This window comes from Actinoplanes sp. NPDC051405, assembly GCF_055586185.1.
In genome coordinates, this window is record NZ_JBVJIR010000002.1 from 357,714 (window position 1) to 371,924 (window position 14,211).

At 74.2% G+C, this 14,211-nt stretch carries 16 protein-coding genes, 2 tRNA genes and 1 pseudogene; 12 read left to right on the forward strand and 7 right to left on the reverse strand.

What is annotated here, in order from left to right; genetic code table 11:
- Nucleotides 1-75 precede the first annotated feature (75 nt).
- Nucleotides 76-207 carry a hypothetical protein gene (locus ACZ6S4_RS06105; RefSeq protein WP_451909460.1) on the forward strand — a complete coding sequence of 44 codons (132 nt, stop codon included), beginning with the start codon at nt 76-78 and terminating at the stop codon, nt 205-207.
- Between the two features lie 74 nt (nt 208-281).
- Here the strand turns inward: ACZ6S4_RS06105 and ACZ6S4_RS06110 are convergent, their stop codons facing one another.
- Nucleotides 282-1,082, reverse strand: coding sequence for a hypothetical protein (locus tag ACZ6S4_RS06110; RefSeq protein ID WP_465473839.1), 801 nt, complete (start codon nt 1,080-1,082; stop codon nt 282-284).
- A gap of 203 nt (nt 1,083-1,285) precedes the next feature.
- On the opposite strand from ACZ6S4_RS06110, the gene zwf reads away from it, so the two are divergent.
- On the forward strand, nt 1,286-2,677 hold the full coding sequence (zwf, locus tag ACZ6S4_RS06115; RefSeq protein WP_465473840.1) for a glucose-6-phosphate dehydrogenase: 1,392 nt from the start codon (nt 1,286-1,288) through the stop codon (nt 2,675-2,677).
- On the opposite strand, the gene ACZ6S4_RS06120 is transcribed toward zwf, so the two are convergent.
- Complete coding sequence (locus tag ACZ6S4_RS06120) at nt 2,666-3,166, reverse strand: LysE family translocator (RefSeq protein WP_465473841.1); 501 nt, start codon at nt 3,164-3,166, stop codon at nt 2,666-2,668. The two genes, zwf and ACZ6S4_RS06120, sit on opposite strands and share 12 nt — an antisense overlap.
- A 208-nt stretch (nt 3,167-3,374) precedes the next feature.
- Nucleotides 3,375-3,806: pseudogene (locus tag ACZ6S4_RS06125) on the reverse strand (metallophosphoesterase); the annotation flags it as partial.
- 128 nt (nt 3,807-3,934) lie between these two features.
- On the opposite strand from ACZ6S4_RS06125, the gene ACZ6S4_RS06130 reads away from it, so the two are divergent.
- The 6 genes from ACZ6S4_RS06130 (at nt 3,935) to ACZ6S4_RS06155 (ending at nt 8,491) form a co-directional block, all read left to right on the forward strand.
- Nucleotides 3,935-4,007, forward strand: a tRNA-Cys gene (locus ACZ6S4_RS06130).
- A 39-nt stretch (nt 4,008-4,046) separates the two neighbouring features.
- The gene (locus ACZ6S4_RS06135; RefSeq protein ID WP_465473842.1) at nt 4,047-5,576 is read left to right on the forward strand and encodes an ankyrin repeat domain-containing protein; all 1,530 of its coding nucleotides are present in this window, start codon (nt 4,047-4,049) and stop codon (nt 5,574-5,576) included.
- Between the two features lie 27 nt (nt 5,577-5,603).
- Nucleotides 5,604-5,676: transfer RNA gene (locus tag ACZ6S4_RS06140), tRNA-Ala, on the forward strand.
- Nucleotides 5,677-5,699: 23 nt separating this feature from the next.
- Nucleotides 5,700-7,031: an SDR family NAD(P)-dependent oxidoreductase gene (locus tag ACZ6S4_RS06145; RefSeq protein ID WP_465473843.1), complete on the forward strand. Its 1,332-nt coding sequence runs from the start codon at nt 5,700-5,702 to the stop codon at nt 7,029-7,031.
- On the forward strand, nt 7,028-8,164 hold the full coding sequence (locus tag ACZ6S4_RS06150; protein WP_465473844.1) for a leucine-rich repeat domain-containing protein: 1,137 nt from the start codon (nt 7,028-7,030) through the stop codon (nt 8,162-8,164). The genes ACZ6S4_RS06145 and ACZ6S4_RS06150 overlap by 4 nt, the downstream gene beginning before the upstream one ends.
- 69 nt (nt 8,165-8,233) lie before the next feature.
- Nucleotides 8,234-8,491, forward strand: a complete 258-nt coding sequence (locus ACZ6S4_RS06155; RefSeq protein WP_360542768.1) for a type B 50S ribosomal protein L31 — start codon at nt 8,234-8,236, stop codon at nt 8,489-8,491.
- Between the two features lie 28 nt (nt 8,492-8,519).
- On the opposite strand, the gene ACZ6S4_RS06160 is transcribed toward ACZ6S4_RS06155, so the two are convergent.
- From ACZ6S4_RS06160 to ACZ6S4_RS06170, 3 genes are read right to left on the reverse strand one after another with little or no spacing between them, the layout of a single operon-like run.
- Complete coding sequence (locus tag ACZ6S4_RS06160; RefSeq protein WP_465473845.1) at nt 8,520-9,425, reverse strand: TIGR03619 family F420-dependent LLM class oxidoreductase; 906 nt, start codon at nt 9,423-9,425, stop codon at nt 8,520-8,522.
- A complete protein-coding gene (locus tag ACZ6S4_RS06165; protein WP_465473846.1) occupies nt 9,422-9,925 on the reverse strand; it encodes a nucleoside deaminase in 504 nt (167 codons plus the stop codon). Before ACZ6S4_RS06165 ends, ACZ6S4_RS06160 begins: the two co-directional genes overlap by 4 nt.
- Entirely contained in the window at nt 9,922-10,488 is a 567-nt protein-coding gene (locus ACZ6S4_RS06170) for a hypothetical protein (RefSeq protein ID WP_465473847.1), read from the reverse strand. Before ACZ6S4_RS06170 ends, ACZ6S4_RS06165 begins: the two co-directional genes overlap by 4 nt.
- Nucleotides 10,489-10,589: 101 nt before the next feature.
- On the opposite strand from ACZ6S4_RS06170, the gene ACZ6S4_RS06175 reads away from it, so the two are divergent.
- From ACZ6S4_RS06175 to ACZ6S4_RS06185, 3 genes are read left to right on the forward strand one after another with little or no spacing between them, the layout of a single operon-like run.
- Nucleotides 10,590-11,117 (forward strand): SigE family RNA polymerase sigma factor, encoded by a 528-nt coding sequence (locus ACZ6S4_RS06175; protein WP_465473848.1) that lies wholly within the window; start codon nt 10,590-10,592, stop codon nt 11,115-11,117.
- On the forward strand, nt 11,117-12,388 hold the full coding sequence (locus ACZ6S4_RS06180; RefSeq protein ID WP_465473849.1) for a hypothetical protein: 1,272 nt from the start codon (nt 11,117-11,119) through the stop codon (nt 12,386-12,388). Before ACZ6S4_RS06175 ends, ACZ6S4_RS06180 begins: the two co-directional genes overlap by 1 nt.
- A 25-nt stretch (nt 12,389-12,413) precedes the next feature.
- Nucleotides 12,414-12,908, forward strand: a complete 495-nt coding sequence (locus ACZ6S4_RS06185) for a pyridoxamine 5'-phosphate oxidase family protein (RefSeq protein ID WP_465473850.1) — start codon at nt 12,414-12,416, stop codon at nt 12,906-12,908.
- Here the strand turns inward: ACZ6S4_RS06185 and ACZ6S4_RS06190 are convergent.
- Nucleotides 12,895-13,467 (reverse strand): DUF6197 family protein, encoded by a 573-nt coding sequence (locus ACZ6S4_RS06190; RefSeq protein ID WP_465473851.1) that lies wholly within the window; start codon nt 13,465-13,467, stop codon nt 12,895-12,897. The genes ACZ6S4_RS06185 and ACZ6S4_RS06190 overlap by 14 nt on opposite strands.
- Nucleotides 13,468-13,580: 113 nt before the next feature.
- On the opposite strand from ACZ6S4_RS06190, the gene ACZ6S4_RS06195 reads away from it, so the two are divergent.
- The gene (locus ACZ6S4_RS06195) at nt 13,581-14,162 is read left to right on the forward strand and encodes a GNAT family N-acetyltransferase (RefSeq protein WP_465473852.1); all 582 of its coding nucleotides are present in this window, start codon (nt 13,581-13,583) and stop codon (nt 14,160-14,162) included.
- Nucleotides 14,163-14,211: the final 49 nt, after the last annotated feature.

The following is a 14,211-nucleotide window of genomic DNA, read 5'->3' on the forward strand; positions in this document are numbered from 1 at the left end:
GCACGGGTCCATGCTGGTAACAAGCAACCCGGTGCGCACCGGCCAACGAACCGCCGGAACAAGGGTGTGAACGTCATGGGAATCGCCGTCCTCCTCTTCTTCATCGCCATCGCCATCGCCTCGGGTGCCGGGCTGACCTTCGACAGCCGGGACAGCGGCGACTGGAAGCCCACCGCCGACGGCGTGCGTACGCCGGACAGATTTTGACCTTGGGTGAACACGGCACCGGCCCGTCCCGCGGATGAGTGCGGGACGGGCCGGTGCCGTTCGGTGCTCATTGACTACTTCTTCTTGACTGCGCCCTGCTCCTCGGCAGCACCGGCTTCCCCGGCACCGGCCTCTTCGCCGGCACCGGCCTCACCAGCACCGGCCTCCTCGCCGGCACCAGCGTCACCGGCGGCCTCGCCCGCGGCGGCCTTGGCGGCGGAGAGGTCCAGGCAGGCGACCAGCAGAGCGGCGCGGGCGTCCGTGACGGCGGCGTCGAGCTCCTCGGCACCGGCACCCTCCTCGGCGGCGCCCTCTTCAGCGGCGCCTTCCTCGGCAGCGCCTTCCTCAGCAGCGCCCTCCTCAGCGGCGGCACCCTTCTTCTTGCCCGCCGCCTTCTCGGCGCCCATGCCCTTGGCGTACTTCTTGGCCACGGCCTTCTTGGCCTTCTTGGACATCTCGGCCGGAGCGGCCTCGTCACCGGCGGCGCCCTCTTCCGCGCCCTCCTCGGCGGCACCGGCGGCTTCCTCGTCCGCGGCGGCCTGATCGATCGCGAACTGATCGCATGCGGCCTCGAGCGCCTGCGCCGATGCGGCGGCCGCCTCGGCGGCACCGATCTCTTCCTCCGGCGCCAATGGTTCGCCGTCACAGACAACGGCGCCCGCGTTGATTTCCAATTTCTCGCAGCCCGCGATGTCGAAGTTCTGGCCGTCGACCACCACGATCTCCGACGCCTGCGCCTGCTCGCCCGCCGAAGCGAGCTGCAGACCGGTGACACCGCCCACCACCAGCACACCAGCGATGACCGCGCCGCCGATCGCCTTACGGTTGACCCCGGTCCGGCCGGTCCCGATGCGTCGTCGCTGTCGCAGTCTCATCACCACTCCTCGTCGTCGGACATCAATGTCGTTCCGGCAGCAAGTACGCGACCACACAGCGATCGGGTTCAGATCTTCGGCGAATTCAGCCGGTTCAAAATATCGGCGACTTTTTTCGGCACATCGTGCGCACGCGTCCGGCGTCACACCCGCGGTACGCCCATCCGCGGTTAGCCGGGCTCCGAACGGTGAATGCTGGAGCCATGGCGACGAAGACCGTGTTCGTACTGTTCGGGGCCACTGGTGACCTGGCGAAGCGGATGGTGCTGCCCGCCTTCTACACCCTGGCCATCGAGGGGCTGCTGCCCGCCGACTGGGTGCTGGTGGGCAACGGGCGCGGCGACGTCGCCCACGAGGACTTCCGTAAGCACGTGCACGACGCGCTGGTCGAGTTCGGACCGCACCCGGACAAGGGTCCGTGGCGCGAGTTCGAGCAGCGGCTGCTGTTCGCCGGCGGCGGCTTCTCCACCGACTCCCCCGGCAGCCTGCTCGACGTGATCGACGGCGCCCGCAAGAAGCTGGGCCCCGAGGCGGAGCTCGTGCACTACCTGGCCGTGCCGCCGCAGACCTTCCCCGAGCTGACCCGGGCGCTCGGGCAGCACGGCCTGGCCGAGGGCGCGCGGGTGGTCTACGAGAAGCCGTTCGGCACCTCGCCGGGCAACTTCCGGTCGCTCAACCGGATCGTGCACAGCGTGCTGGACGAGTCGCAGGTCTACCGGATCGACCACTTCCTGGGCAAGGAGGCGACCCAGAACCTGCACGTGCTGCGCTTCGCCAACGAGCTGTTCGCGGCGATGTGGAACCGCGAGCACATCGAGAGCGTGCAGATCGACGTCCCCGAGGACCTCGGGGTCGACGACCGGGCCGGCTTCTACGACGCGACCGGCGCCGTGCTCGACATGCTCGTCACCCACCTGTTCCAGGTCGCCGCCGAGGTGGCCATGGAGCCGCCGGCCAGCCTGGGCGCCGCCGACCTGCAGTCCGCCCGGGAACGGGTGATCCGCTCGTTCCGTCCGCTGGACCCGGCCGAGGTGGTGCTGGGCCAGTTCGACGGCTACCGCGCCGTCAAGGGGATCGACCCGAAGTCGAGGACGGACACCTTCGTCGCCGCGAAGCTGTGGATCGACAACGCGCGCTGGAAGGGCGTGCCGTTCCTGCTGCGCACCGGCAAGCGGATGGCCGCCAGCGAGCAGCGGGTCACCATCGTGCTGCGGACCCCGGACCGGCCGCTCAAGGGACTGCCGGCCCAGGCGAACGCGCTGACCTTCTCGCTGTCCGGTGACGGGCAGATCGAGCTGCGGCTGCTGGCCAAGAAGCCGGGCGTCGAGCTGCAGGTCGAGCCGGCGACGATCAAACTGCCGCTGGCCGAGCTGCCCGACGCCGAGCCGCTGCCGCCGTACGTGCGGCTGATCCACGACGTGCTGCTCGGGGACCGGTCGCTGTTCACCCGGCCGGACGGGCTGTCGGCGGCGTGGCGGGCGGTGCAGCCGATCCTGGACGCGCCACCCCGGCTGGCGAAGTACCCGCAGGGCTCGTGGGGCCCGGCGGCGGCGAAGAAGCTCGCGGCGCCGTACCGGTGGCTGTCAGGCCAGTGAGGCCGCCGAGCGGATGCCGAGCGCCACGAGGATCGCGCCGCCGACCCGGTTGATCACCCGCCGGGCCCGGTCGGTGCGCAGCAGGCGGGCGCCCGCCGACGAGACGACGATCCAGGCGCCGAGCCAGCCGACGACAAGAAGCGCGTGCGCGGTGACCAGGACGATCATCGGCGCCCACACCGGGCGCTCCGGCGCCGGGAACTGGGGCGCGAGGGTCAGGTAGACGGCGGCGGCCTTCGGATTGAGCACGTTGCCGAGCAGCGCCTGCCCGTACGGGTGGCGCAGGCCGACGCGCCGCGGCCGGGGCGGTGGCTCCCGGCGGCGGACCGTCGAGACGATCATCCACAGGCCCAGGCCTGCCAGATAGACCGCGCCGGCGGCCCGCACCAGCCGGAAGGCCTGCGCCGAGTGCAGCACCAGCGCGGCGAGCCCGGCCGCGGCGAGCAGGCCGTGCACGTACAGGCCGGTGACGTGCCGGCGACCACCCACCAGCCGTGCCGCCGCCCGGAGGGAAGGCCACGCCGGGCGGCTGATCGCGGGTGGCCAGCGGGCCCGGACCCTCCCAGGGCATCCGCAGCGTCGAGATGACCCCGGGCGCCACGAGCAGCGGCCGTCCCGCGAACGTGCTCACCGCCGCGGTGTGCGCGTGCCCGGTCAGCACGGCGACGACCTGCGGGTGGGCCGCGGTCAGGGCGGCCAGTGGCTCGGTGTCGAGCAGACGGATCGAGTCGGGCGCCGGGTGGTGCAGCTCGACCGGCGGGTGATGGAAGGCGATGAGGACCGGCGTCTCCGCCGGGACGGTCGCGAGCTGCCCGGCGAGCCAGGCCATCGTGGTCTCGTCGAGCCGGCCCTCGTCGGCGCCCGGGATGCTGGAGTCGACCAGCAGAAAGACCGCGCCGGCGACGTCGTGCCGGCTGTTGATCGGGGCGGTGCCGCCCTCGGCGATCCCCAGCAGACCCTTGCGGTACGCGTCGCGCACGTCATGGTTGCCGGGGCAGACCAGCACCGGCAGCGGCGAGGCGAACAGTTTCGCGGCGAGCCGGTACTCGTCCTCGCGCCCGTTGTCGGCGATGTCGCCGGTGATCAGGATGGCGTCCACCGGCCCGGGCAGCGCGTTCAGGTGGTCCATGACGGCTGCGGTCCGGGCCGCCGACTCGGGGGTGTCGTCCAGGTGGGTGTCGCGCCGCCCCTTTGCCAGCAAACCGATCCGACGCGGGCGCACAGCGCGGTCCGGGTGCCGCTAGAGTCCTGCGGCGGCGGGCCGTAGCGCAGAGGTCGTCGCGCCGCACTGCAAATGCGGAGGACGCCGGTTCGATTCCGGCCGGTCCGCCGCCTCCGGCGGGGAGGTCCGGCGACGGGAGGGTTCGGCGTGGAGCGGCGACGGGAACGCCTGCGGTACCGGCGTGAGCTGAACCTGTGCGCGCCGCCCGCGATGATCGCCGCGGCCACCGAGCGGCGGCTCGCCGGCGACTGGCGAGGGGCCTGCGCGGCCGCGCTCGTCGAGGTGGATCTCGACCTGCGGGCGGTGGCGTCGTCCTACGGCGCCGCGCACGCCGAGCGGATCGAGGCCGAGCTGACCGGTTTCGCCCCCGAGCTGCTGCGCCGGTTCCTGCCCCGGTCGGAGGGCCGGCTGGTGCCGCGGGCCACCGTGGTGCTGTCCCGCTTCGACGAGCCGTGCCGCGGCGCCCGGGAAGGCACCCGCCGGCACGGGCCGGTGCTGGTCGCCAACCACCCGCGCAGCTGGCAGGTCGTCCGGCAGGCCGTCACGTTGCAGGTGGTGCACAAGTTGCCCACCCACTTCTACGACCTGCCGGAATGGACGTGGCGCGCCGACGCCGTGGCCGACCGGCGCTGGGTGTACGGCGCCGGCCCCGACCGCCTGCCGTGGCATTTCGCCGACGGGTCCCCGTACCCCCAGGGCACCGTGACGCCCCCGGAGCAGGCGGCGGACCGCACCGGTGAGATCGAGCGGATCGCCGCGGCGCTGGCCGCCGGGCGGCCGGTCGAGGCCTTCGAGGTGGCGGGGTTCGAAGTCGACCTGGCCCCGACCCGCCACTACGGCCCGGAGCTGCCCAAGCTGCTGACCCGGATGGGCCCCGCGCTGCCGGTCGCCCGCGCCGAGCTGCTCCGGCTCGCCCGCCGGTACGAGCAGGAGCGCTTCCAGGCGCAGTACGGCCTGATCGGCGTCTCCCGGTTCACCGTCCGCCGGCAGGCCTACTCCCGCGCCGACTCCGGCCCGTGGTTGTTCGAGGTGCCGGCCCCGGCCGAGGTGAGCCTGCTGCGCTTCGGTGACATCGGCCCGGACGAGCTGCATCCGCTGGTGCACGAGGCGCTGTTCCCGGACCGCGTCCAGCAGTGGCGGGCGCAGGTCCCGCACGTGCCGGAGCCGATCCGGGTCCGCTGCGGCACCGAGTGGCACACGGTCGTCGCCACCGGCGGGCACCTGCGCACCCCGCACCACGGCGACGCCGACGCGGGCGGGCCGATGAGCGGCTGCGCGGCCGCGGTGCGGGGCTGGCGCACCGGCGTCCGGCCGATGCCCAAGGACGTCCGCAAGGACCGGCAGGCGTTGTTCGCCCTGGCCCTGCACGGCGACACCGACGGGCTGCTCGCGCGCCTGGCGGACGGGCTCGACCTCGGCCTGCGCGGCCCGGGCGGCGGCACCCTGCTGCACTGGCTCGCCCACCTGGACCACGATCGGCTGCTGCCGGTGCTGCTGGGCGCGGGGCTGTCGCTCGAGGACCGCGACCACGAGGGGCGTACGGCGCTGCACGCCGCGGCCGAGTCGTGCGCCGAGGCCACGATGGCGGCCCTGATCGCGGCGGGCGCCGACCCGGGCGCCCGCGACCAGCAGGGACGGACCCCGGCACGGGTGCTCGACGAGGTACGCGGCCCGTAGCGGCGGTTGGTTATGCTTCCGCGCGGCGAGGCCGTAGCGCAGAGGTCGACGCACCCGCCACGCAAGCGGGGGGACGCCGGTTCGATTCCGGTCGGTCTCGCCCCCGGGCCGGAGGAGGGCGCAGTGTCGGTCGACCGTACGGAGCTGGCCGTGTGCCTTTCCGTGCTGGCGCGGCTCGGCGACCCGGACCTCGACGACGCCACCCGGCTGACGCTGGAACGAGCCGTGACCTCGGCCGCCCGCGATGTGAAGCGCCGCGCCAAGGTGCGCCGCGACGGGGAGACCCGGGCCGCGGACCGGGCCGTGCTGGCGGCGGCCACCCGCTTCCACACCGAGATCCCGCCGGAGCTGCCCGGCCCCTCTCCGGCCGAGCCTGCCCCCGTCGGCACACTGCGGCGGGAGCGCCGGTGCTACGTGTGCAAGACGGCGTACCGGGAGGTCGACGCCGACTATCACCTGCTCTGCCCGCCGTGCGCGGAGGAGAACAGGGTGCGCCGGCACGCCCGGTGCGACTTGTCCGGGCGTACCGCTGTCGTCACCGGCGGCCGGGTCAAGATCGGCTTCCATACCGCGCTGAAGCTGCTGCGCGACGGCGCCGAGGTCATCGTGACGACCCGATTCCCCCGCGACGCCGCCCGCCGGTACGCGGCCGTGCCCGACTTCGCCGCCTGGGGGCACCGGCTGTCCGTGCACGAGCTGGACCTGCTGGACCTGCACGCCACCCTGGAGTTCGTCGCGCTGGCCGGGCGGCGCTTCGCCGGGCTGGACATCCTGGTCAACAACGCCGCGCAGACGCTGTACCGGCCCGAGGCGTACCACCGTGCGGTGCGCGAGGCCGAGACCGCGGCACTGTCCGGACCGGCCGCCCGCATCGCGATCACCGCCGGCCACCCGAGCGTGCCGGTGGCCACCGGCGACCCGCTGTTCCCCGCCGGGCACCGCGACGAGACCGGCCAGCAGCTGGACCTGCGCGCGGTCAACTCGTGGGTGCTGCACGACGGCGACGTCAGCCCGCACGAGTGGCTCCAGGTGCACGTCGTGAACGCGTTCGCGCCGTTCCTGCTGACCTCCCGCCTGCGCCCGCTGCTGGCCGCCAGCCGGCACCCGCAGCGGCACGTCGTGCAGGTGTCGGCGATGGAGGGCAGCTTCTCGCGGCGGGGCAAGACCGTGCGCCACCCGCACACCAACATGGCCAAGGCGTCGCTGAACATGCTGGTCCGCACGGTGGCCGCGGACTACGCGCGGGACGGCATCCACATGAACAGCGTGGACACCGGCTGGGTCACCGACGAGCGCCCGCACCCGGCCAAGACGGCTGTGCGGGAGGCCGGCTTCCGGCCACCGCTCGACGTCGTGGACGGCGCCGCCCGGGTGTACGATCCGATCGTGCGCGGGCTGCGCGGCGACCCGGTGAGCGGCCAGTTCCTCAAGGACTACCGGAGCGTGCCCTGGTGAGCGACGCGACCCCGGTGCGCTGCCCGGCCATCACCGACCCCGGCGCCGTACTGGCCGACCCCGCGGACTTCACTCCCCTGCTGACCCGGCTCGCGTCCGGGGGCACGGTCGCGCAGCCCGAGGAGTTCCCGCGCGGGACGGTCCAGCCCGACGGCCGGCTCGACCTCTGCAAACAGGGCCTGGGCCCCGCGCAGGCGGCCCGGATCGTCGCGGCGGCCGTCGACTCGCCGCTGGTGCGTCATCTGCTGCTCGGCACGAACGGCCTGGGTGCCGACGGCGCCCGGGCGGTCGTCGGCGCGCTGCGGCCCGGCCACCACGTCGAGACGCTCTACCTCGGCTGCAACCGGATCGACCCGGACGGCGTGGACGCGATCGCCGCCCGGCTGGCTCAGGACGACACCGTGCGGGCGCTCTGGCTCAAACGCAACCCGGTCGGCGACGACGGGGTGGCCAGGCTGGCCGCCGCACTGGCCGGCAACCGGGCGATCCGTACGCTCGACCTGGTCAACGTCGGCATGACCGGCCACGGCCTGCGGGCGCTGGCCGCCGCGCTCGCCACCCGCCCGGCCCGGTTGCAGCGGCTCTACCTGGGCGGCAACGGCTTCGGGCCGGACGTCGTGCCGGTGCTGGGCACGCTGATCCACGAGGCCGGGGTGCACGAGATCTACCTGGCCGCGAACCACCTCGGTGACGCCGGGGCGGCGGCGCTGGCCGAGCTCGCGGACGGGGTGGCGCTGACCCTCGGGCTGGGCGGCAACGGCCTGAGCCCGGCCGGGGCCGTGGCGCTGGCCCGGCACCTGGGCGCGTGGACGGCGCTGGACCTGGCCCGGCCGCCGTCGGAGCGGTCGCTGGGCGCGCACGGCAACGTGGTCGGCGACGAGGGCGCGTACGCGCTGGCCGACGCGCTCGGCGGGGCCCGGCTGCAGCGGCTGGACCTGCGGCGGACGGAGATCGGCGGGCGCGGCGCCCGGCGGCTGGTGGCGGCGGTGCAGGGGCATCCGACGCTGGCGTACCTGGGACTCAACGGCGGGGTGCCGCGCCGGCAGCGGCGCAAGGCGGCGGAGCTGCTCGCGGGGCAGCCGGAGCAGGTGCCGCACGCCGATGTCCGGGCGATCGCCAGCGTCTACCGATAGCCCGGGGTACGTGGAATAACCGGCCTCCTCCTGCGTTCTACCCCCTGGATCCACTTGGAGGACTGAGATATGAAGACCGGAATCCACCCCGCGTACGGTTACGTCGTCTACCGCGACCGCAGCGCCGACTACTCGTTCCTGACCCGGTCCACGGCGACCAGTGACAAGACGGTCGAGTGGAGCGACGGGCAGACCTACCCGGTGCTCGACGTCGACATCTCCAGCGGCAGCCACCCGTTCTGGACCGGCAAGCAGCGTCTGCTCGACACCGCCGGCCGGGTCGAGAAGTTCCGCGCCAAGTACGCCCGCGCCCGCGGCGGAAAGTAAGCCGTCACCGCGCAACCGGCGGCACCCCTCACCGGGTGGCCGCCGGTTTCGCTTGTCCGGCCCCGTACGCCTGCCGGATCTCGGCCAGCTGCCGCTGCTCGGCGGCGTAGTCCCGCGGGCGGGGCTCGTCCGGGTTGGGGTCGAGGATCACCTCGCTCGCGCCCAGCTCGGCGAGCGCGTGCACGTCCCCCACGACCTGGTCCAGCGTGCCGACCCCGGCCGGGCGCTCCGGGCCGGCCGGCTCGGACTGCAGCCGGGCCTTCACCCGGACGACCAGCTCCGGCACCGGCCTGTCCTGTTCCGCCGCCTCCTGGCGCAACGCCGGCAGCCCCTTGTCCCGGAGCCAGTCCAGGTCGGGGTTGATGGGATGCCAGGCGGTGCCCGAGCGGACCGCGCGCCGGATGGCCCGGCGGGACGCTCCGCCGACCCAGACCGGCACCCGGCCCTCGGGCGGCCGCGGCCCGGTCTGCACGCCCTGATATCCGGGCCCGTCCACCCGGTCCGCGGCCCACGCGCCCGTGATGATCTCCAGGTATTCGTCCGTGACCGGGCCGCGCCGGGCGTGGTCGGCGCCCAGCGCGGCGAACTCGGTGGCCGACCAGCCGGCCCCCACGCCGAGCACGAACCGGCCGCCGCTCATCAGGTGCAGCATCGCGCTCATCCGGGCGGTGTGCAGCGGGTGCCGGTACGGCAGCAGCACCACCGAGGTGCCCAGCCGCACGGTCGAGGTCTGCCCGGCCAGCCAGGCGAGCAGCACGAACGGGTCGTGGAACGGCTCGGGATAGATCGCGGCGACCTCCGGGGTCAGCACGACGTGGTCGGAGACCACCAGGGTGTCGAAGCCGCCGTCCTCGGCGAAGCGGGCCCAGCCGAGCAGCGCGTCGTAGCTGGACTCGGGCCCGAAGTTGGGCACGTTCACGCCGAACCGGATCATCGGGCGACCACCTGCTCGTAGCGCCGGAAGGGGGCGGCGGCATCGGCGTCGGTGTGCCCGGGGCGGGCGATGCCGGGCAGGACCGCCGTGACGGCGTCGATGAGCCGGGCCGTGGTCGCCGCGTCGCCGTCGATCGCCGCCGGGACCAGGGACTTGTCCGCCGCGTACACGATCTCGCCGATCCCGGCCGCCGCGGCGACCAGCCGGCAGATCGCGCACGGCTCGCAGCTGGAGTAGACGACGGCGCCGGACAGGTCGGCCGTGCCGAGCCGGCGGGTGGCGTCGCGGACGGCGACGACCTCGCCGTGCCCGGACGGGTCGTGGTCGTCCACGACGGTGTTGGCGCCGCCACCGAGCACGACGCCGTCGCGCACGACCAGCGCCGCGAAGGGCAGCCGGCCGGTGGCGGCCTGGTGCAGAGCCAGTTCGACGGTACGGGCCAGCGCCGCCCCCTCGTCGAGCGGGACGCCGATCAGCGCATTGACATCAACGGTGGTCATCCGCTGAGCCTAGAACCCGGGAACACCACCTCGGTGATCGTCGCCGTGCCGGTCGTCGCGCCCCGCTCATGCATGGTGATCCGGTCACCGGGCTCGAGATGATGCCAGCGGACGGCGGTCAACGGGGCCAGCCGGACCGGACCGGCGCCGCCCGGTGGCAGCTCCTGGGCGTACTCGACCCAGATCAGCGCGACCGCCAGGTCCGGCGCGCCGGCCGGGGTGAGCAGACCGGTGTCCCACAGCGGGCGTACCGTCCCGGCACCGGGGATCGCCGTGCTGCGCGTGCCGGGGATCAGCCGCAGCTCGGCACGGATGACGCCGTGCAGCACCTCGCGGCGGCGCCACGCGCACCAGGCGGCGCTGCGCTCCAGGCCCATCCGGTGCGCGGCTTCCTCGAGGATCTGGAAGTACGACGTGGTGACCGGATGGTCGTCGCCCCGGTCGAGCAGCACGTCCAGGGCGAGCTCCCACTCGTGCTGGGCCAGGTACTCGTCGACGTCGGCCCGGGGCAGCCGGGCGGGCAGCTCGCCCGCCGCCTGGCGCAGGAGTCCGGGCACATCCACGCCAGCGATTGTGCCCGGACCGCGATCGGGCCCGGCGACCGGACAACCGGGTGGTCGTCCGCACCCGTCTGAGAAGTGATGACCCGACGGAGGGCGGCACGATGCGGGACGGTTCCGAAGCGGAGTACGTCGACTACGTCACGGCGCGGATACCCGCGCTGCGGCGGCTGGCGTTCCTGCTGGCGGGCGACGAGCACCGCGCCGACGACCTGGTGCAACAGACCATCACCACGCTGTACGTGAAGTGGCAGCGGGCGGCCACGGCCACCCACCTCGACGGGTACGTGCGCACCATGCTGGTCCGCACGTTCGTCGACGAGCGGCGGCTGGCCTGGGCCCGGGTCCGGCTGCTGCGCGAGACACCGGAGCCGGTGCCGCCGGCCGACGGCAGCGGCATCGAGGACCGCCAGGTCGTCCGGGTCGCGCTGGCCCGGCTGCCGCGCCGGCAACAGGCCGTGCTGGTGCTGCGCTTCTTCTACGACCTGCCGGTCGACGAGGTGGCCGCGATGCTCGGCTGCTCGGCCGGCACGGTCAAGAGCCACACCTCCCGCGGCCTCACCACCCTGCGACGCCTGCTGGGCGAGCGGGAACTGACGGGCTTTTCCACCCAGGAACTGAGGAGCCGATGATGCCGTCCGATTTCGACCTGCTGCGGTCGCTCGACGACCAGCCGCGTACCCCGTCCACGGTGGACATCGGTCGCGCGATCGCCGACGGGCGCCGCCGGCACCGCACCCGCCGCGCCGCGGGCTACACCGGCGCCGCCGCGGTGACCGCGCTCGCCGTGGCCGGCGCTTCGGTCGCGGCCGGCTCGGTCGCCGAACCCCAGCCGAAGGTCGCCGCGCCCACGACCGCGTCGGTCAAGCCCCCGCTCTCCACGATCCCGGGCACCCCCGGGTGGGCCGCGCCCGCCGCCACCCCGCCGAGCAGCTGCACGCTGGACCGGCTGCCCGCGCCCGACAACGCACCGATGGCCCTGGTCTCCGGGGCGGACCCGAGCGGCCGGTACATCGTCGGCCGCTCGTACCCGAAGGCCGGCGGCTACCAGGCGGTCATCTGGCACGACGGCAGGGCCCGCAAGGTGATGCTCCCTGGCGAGCTGGAGGAGTCCCTGCGCGACGTCAACTCGGCCGGCACCGCGGTGGGCTGGAGCTACGCCGGCAGCGGCCCGGTGCCGTACGTCTACCGCGACGGCAGAGTGACGAAACTGCCGGGCGTGCGCCGCGGCTCGGCGCTGGCGATCAACGAGGCCGGCGCGATCGTCGGCGACGACGACACCGGCAACGCCGCGCTGCTGTGGCGCTCGGCGACCGCCGAGCCGATCCGCCTGCCGGTGCCCGCCGGCACGTCCCGGGCCCAGGCGACCGACATCGACGAGGACGGCACCGCGGTCGGCACCCTCGACGACGAACGGCCGTACGTCTGGTTCCCGGACGGCACCCACCGCGAGCTGCCGATGCCGGCCGTCGGCGGAAAGCCGGCCGCCACCGCCCGGGCCTTCAGCATCCGCAACGGCTGGGCGACCGGGGTGGCCACCGACGGCACCGGCCGCGACGGCGGCAACCCCTCCCCCGGGGCCGAGGAAAGCGACAAGAAGGCACCGGCCCGCGTGACGGCCGTCCGCTGGAACGTCCGCACCGGCGAGGTCATGCTGATCGACGGCCTGGAGATCGGCGCGAACACGGCGAACGCCCACGGCTGGCAGGTCGGCACGGACAAGCAGGGACGCGCGGTGCTGGTGGCCGACGGCAAGACGGTCGTGCTGCCGGACCTGGCCACGCACGAGCCGGGCGGCCTGGCCAACATCGCCACCACCCTCAGCGACGACGGACGGACCATCGGCGGCCAGTCGGACGACGCATCCGGCACGATCCAGGCCGTGGTGTGGCGCTGCCATTGACGTGCAGGTGCGGCAGAGTGCTCGCATGACCGACGACGATCTCCTGGCCCACGCGCGGGGCATCATCGCGAGCAACCACTACCTCGTGCTCGGCACGACCGGGCCGGACGGGCATCCGTGGACCGCCCCGGTCTACTTCGCCCCGTCCGGCGACCGGGACTTCTGGTGGGTGTCCGAGCGGGACGCCGTCCACTCCGGTCACCTGGTCGCGCATCCGCGGGTCAGCATGGTCGTCTTCGATTCGACCGTGGCGCCGTATCACGGCCGGGCCGTCTACGCGGTCGGGGAGGCGCGGGAGGTGTCCGGTGCGGACCTCGAGCACGCGTTGCGCAGTTATCCCCGGGCCGACGGCGGCGGGGCCGCGGCGGTGACCCGGGAGGACGTGACCGGGGCTTCCTCGTACCGCCTCTACCGGGTGAGAGTGTCGGACATGTGGGTGCTGTGTCCCCGGGAGCCGCGGGAGCCCTGCCCGCGGCACGGCCTCGCCAAGGACCACCGGGCCCGGGTCATCGGGGGGTGAGCCGCCGGTCCGCGTCGGCGATCCGGGCCATGGTGCGGTCCAGCAGGTCGAGCACTTCGGCCCGGGTCCGGTAGGGCCGGTCGTTCCAGGTGGTCAGGTCACGGACGCGGGCGACACGCACCGGCGGCGCGGAGAGCGGCCCGACCGGATCGGTGCCCGGGGTGCCGCCGCCGAGCAGGGTGCACCAGAGCGCGTCCACCGCGGGGTAGGCGTGCTCCGGCCGGGGACTCTGCTGCCAGGCCGCGTGCATCACGGCGCCGACCAGGCAGGCCTCGACGACCCGGGTGCGGTCCAGGCGGCTGGGAAAGATCGACGACATGGTGCGGCGGCGGCCGGCCGGCGTCTCCATGACGTACCAGGTGTGCTGGGTCCAGCCGCGCCCGACGACGGCCCGGGCGGCCGTCAGCACGGCCAGGGCGTCCTGGTGGCGGTGGCTGCCGGGGGCCGGATGCGGTGGCGGGGCGGGCGCCGCGGGTGATCGGGAGGACAGCGCCTCGATCGCGGAGCCGAGCCAGGCCGGCAGGCCCCGCTGACGTCGGCGGATGACCGCTTCGTTCATGTCCGCCTCCGGGTGCGAGCAGCGTGACCTCGGTCGATTCTCCCCCGCCGGACCGCACCCGGGAAGATGACCTGTGTGCCATCCCGGGCAGCCGGGCTGCGAAGCTGGCTGCTGTGACCGCTTACTCGACGCCGCCCACCATCGTCGCCGGCACCCTCGCCGCCGGCCCGCAACCCGTGCTGGCCGCCCCCGGTGACCTGCTGCTGCGGCCGTGGGAGGCGGCTGACGCCGGGGTCTTCCTCGACGCCTACGGCGACCCGGAGATCCGGCGCTGGCACACCCGCCGCCCCTCGTCGGCGGAGCAGGTCGACGAGTGGTTCGTCCAGTACCGGCGGGACTGGGCGCAGGAGCGGGGCGGGCACTGGGCGGTGACCCGGGCCGGCGGAGTCGTGCTGGGACGCATCGCCCTGCGCGGCTTCGACCTCAGCGACGGCGTCGCTGTGTGCGCGTACTGGGTGCTTCCGGCCGCCCGGGGCGCGGGCGTGGCCTCGCGGGCGCTCACCGCCGTGAGCGACTGGGCTCTCGGCCCGGCCGGGTTCCACCGCCTGGAGCTGGACCACTCGACCGGCAACCAGGCGTCCTGCCGGGTCGCCACCGGTTCCGGCTTCCGGCTGGAGGGCACCAAGCGCAGCGCCGCCGTGCATGCCGACGGCCGGCACGACATGCACCTGCACGCCCGCGTGCGCGGAGACTGACCGGAAACGAGAACTGCCCGGCGGATGGCGGTCCGCCGGGCAGTTCACG